The following is a 3,443-nucleotide window of genomic DNA, read 5'->3' as shown; positions in this document are numbered from 1 at the left end:
ATCTTTTTAAGCGCGTTGTAGCGCACTTCGTTTAGTAAAAATTCCTCATAAAGGCTCCAGTCTGGCTCTTTGGATGAAATTTTAAGCGGATTTTTGCCCTCCGCCGCGAGCCTCGGATCGAAGGTGTAGGTCGGCCAATAGCCGCATTTGCTCGCAAGCTCGGCTTGATCGCCGGAGCTACCCATGCCGCCTTTGATACCGTGCGCGATACACGGCGAATACGCGATGATGAGACTAGGTCCCGGGTAGGCCTCCGCCGCCATGATCGCCTTTATCGTCGCGGCTTGGTTCGCGTTGGAATTTACCTGCGCGACGAAGATGTTGCCGTAAGTCATCGCGATTTGGCCTAGGTCTTTTTTCTGAACGCGCTTGCCGCCTGCGGTAAACTGCGCGATCGAGCCGCGGCGGCTAGCTTTGGAGCTCTGTCCGCCCGTGTTTGAATAAACCTCCGTATCCAGCACCAGCACATTTACGTCCTCGCCGGTAGCCAGCACGTGATCGAGCCCGCCGTAGCCGATGTCGTAAGCCCAGCCGTCGCCGCCGATGATCCACTGCGATTTTTTGTTTAGATACTGCTTCAGCTCTAAAATTTCACGAACCCCGGGCGCGTCCAAATTTTGTTCTAGTAGCGGCACCAGCCTATCTCTAATCTGAGCGGATTTTAGCGTATTGTTTCTGTTTTCGATCCAGTCGTGATAAAGCGCCTTTAGCGCGTTTGGCACGCTTGAGAGCGAGCCCAGCATCAGATCCTCGATCTTATGGCGCAGCGTCTCGCTTGCGATCTTCATTCCCAGCCCAAACTCGGCGTTGTCCTCAAAAAGCGAGTTCGCCCACGCGACGCCGCGACCGTTCTCGTCCTTGCGGTACGGCATCGAAGGCGCGGATCCGCCGTAGATCGAGCTACAGCCCGTGGCGTTGGCTACGATCATATGATCGCCGAAAAGTCGCGTGATCAGCGTGATATACGGCGTCTCGCCGCATCCCGGACATGCACCGTGAAATTCAAAATACGGGCGCGCAAATCCCACGCCCTTGACGCTTGATCTGTCCATCAAATCGTCTTTGTATCTTACGTGCTCGAATAAAAAGTCCGCACTTTCTTGCTCGCCTTTTGCGAGTTCTTCTTCAAGCGGAACCATGACGAGCGATTTTTCCTTGCTCGGGCAGTTTTCGGCGCATAGCGCGCAGCCCGTGCAATCTAGCGGACTTACTTGGATCTTATATTTTAGCCCCTTTAACTCCTTGCCCTTAGCTTCTAGTAGGTGGTCTTTTAAATTTGAAGGCGCGGCGGCCTCGTCCTTTTCGTCTAGCAAAAATGCTCTGATTACGGCGTGCGGGCAGACGAAGGCGCACTGGTTGCACTGGATGCAGTTTTGCTCGATCCATTTAGGCACCGTGACGCCCACGCCGCGCTTTTCAAATCGTGTCGTGCCCGCATCGAATCCGCCGTCCTCGTGCCCTAAAAACGCCGAGACCGGCAAGCTATCGCCGCGCGCTGCGTTCATCGGTTTTACGATCTTTTCTATAAATTCGTCGCCCTTGTATTTGTCGTCCGCGCCCGCTGGGTCATCCTTTAAATTTGCCCACGCAGGATCGATCGCTACCTGCACCAAAGCATCCGCGCCCCTATCGATCGCGTCGCAGTTCATCGCCACGACCGCCTCGCCCTTTTTGGCGTAGGTTTTCTTGGCGTATTCCTTCATATAGCTTTGCGCCTGCTCAAACGGAATGATGCCGCTAAGTTTGAAAAACGCCGATTGCATAATCGTATTAGTGCGGCCTCCGAGCCCTATCTCGCGTGCTAGTTTGGTGGCGTTTAGGATATAAAATTTTACCCGCCTGGTAGCTAGAATTTTTTTGACCTTGTTTGGAAGCTTTGCCGCCGTCTGCTCGGCATCCCAGATGGAATTTAAAAGAAAGGTGCCGCCTTCGCGGATGCCCCCGATGACGTCGTAGATGTCCAGATACGCAGCGACCGAGCAAGCGACGAAATGCGGATTTGAGACGAGATAGGTCGAGCGGATCGGCCTTTTGCCGAAGCGCAGGTGCGAACGCGTGTAGCCGCCCGATTTTTTGCTATCGTAGGCGAAATACGCCTGCGCATAAAGATCCGTTTTATCGCCGATGATTTTGACGGAATTTTTATTCGCGCCCACGGTGCCGTCTGCGCCGAGGCCATAAAATAAGCACTCGGTCTCATCCTCGCTGCCGAGCGAAATTTTATCTCCCACGGGTAGAGATAGATGAGTTACGTCGTCGTCGATGCCGATCGTAAAGCCGTTTTTAGGCTTGCCCGCCTTTAAATTTTCATACACGGCGATTAGCTGTGCGGGATCAACGTCCTTGGAGCTTAGCCCATACCTGCCGCCCACGATGAGCGGAGCGTCCTCGCGCCCGTAAAATGCGGCTTTTATGTCCAGATACAGAGGCTCGCCGAGGCTGCCCGGCTCCTTTGTGCGGTCAAGTACGGCGATCTTTTTAACGCTTTTAGGCATCGCAGCGAAGAGATATTTGAGGCTAAAAGGCCTGTAGAGATGCACTTTTAGCACGCCCACTTTCTCGCCTTTCGCGTTTAGATGATCGACCACCTCTTCAAGGGCTTGATTGACCGAGCCCATCGCGACGATCACGCGCTGCGGCTCGCTAGCGCCGTAATAGACGAAAGGCGCGTACGACCGTCCTGTGATCTTTGAAATTTCGCTCATATACTCCGCGACGATGTCCGGAAGCGCGTCGTAAAATTTATTGACTAGCTCGCGCGTCTGAAAATATACGTCGTCGTTTTGCGCCGTGCCGCGAGTTTTAGGATGTTCGGAGTTTAGCGCGTCAGCTCTAAATTTACGCACGGCCTCGCGATCGAGCAAGCGATCAAACTCGGCATAGTCCATCACCTCGATCTTTTGAATTTCATGGCTCGTGCGAAATCCGTCGAAAAAGTGCAAAAACGGCACTCGCCCCTTAATCGCCGCAAGATGCGCGATACCGCCTAGATCCATCACCTCCTGCACGCTATCGCTTGCGAGCATCGCAAAGCCGCTCTGGCGACAGGCATAGACGTCTTGATGATCGCCGAAAATTGAAAGCGCCTGCGCCGCAAGTGCGCGCGCCGCGACATGAATGACGCCCGGAAGCATCTGGCCCGCGATTTTGTACATATTTGGAATTTTTAGCAAAAGCCCCTGCGATGCGGTGTACGTCGTCGTAAGCGCACCTGCTTGTAAGGATCCGTGCACGGTGCCCGCCGCGCCGCCCTCGCTTTGCATCTCGACTACTTTAACGGGCATGCCGAAGAGGTTTTTCTTGCCCTGCGACGCCCAAATATCGGTGTAATCCGCCATAGGCGAGCTAGGCGTGATCGGATAGATGCCCGCGACCTCGGTAAAGGCGTATGAGACGTAAGCCGCCGCCTCGTTTCCGTCCATCGTTTTCATAACTTTTGCCAT

At 54.2% G+C, this 3,443-nt stretch carries 1 protein-coding gene; it reads right to left on the bottom strand.

The window, feature by feature from the left end; translation table 11 throughout:
- Nucleotides 1-3,443, bottom strand: a 3,443-nt coding sequence (nifJ, locus tag Q0238_RS03160) for a pyruvate:ferredoxin (flavodoxin) oxidoreductase (RefSeq protein ID WP_297942855.1), incomplete at both ends; no start/stop codon positions are given.

The sequence above is a fragment of the uncultured Campylobacter sp. genome, assembly GCF_938045775.1.
Taxonomy (GTDB): domain Bacteria; phylum Campylobacterota; class Campylobacteria; order Campylobacterales; family Campylobacteraceae; genus Campylobacter_B.
This window is presented reverse-complemented; position numbering and strand designations above follow the sequence as displayed.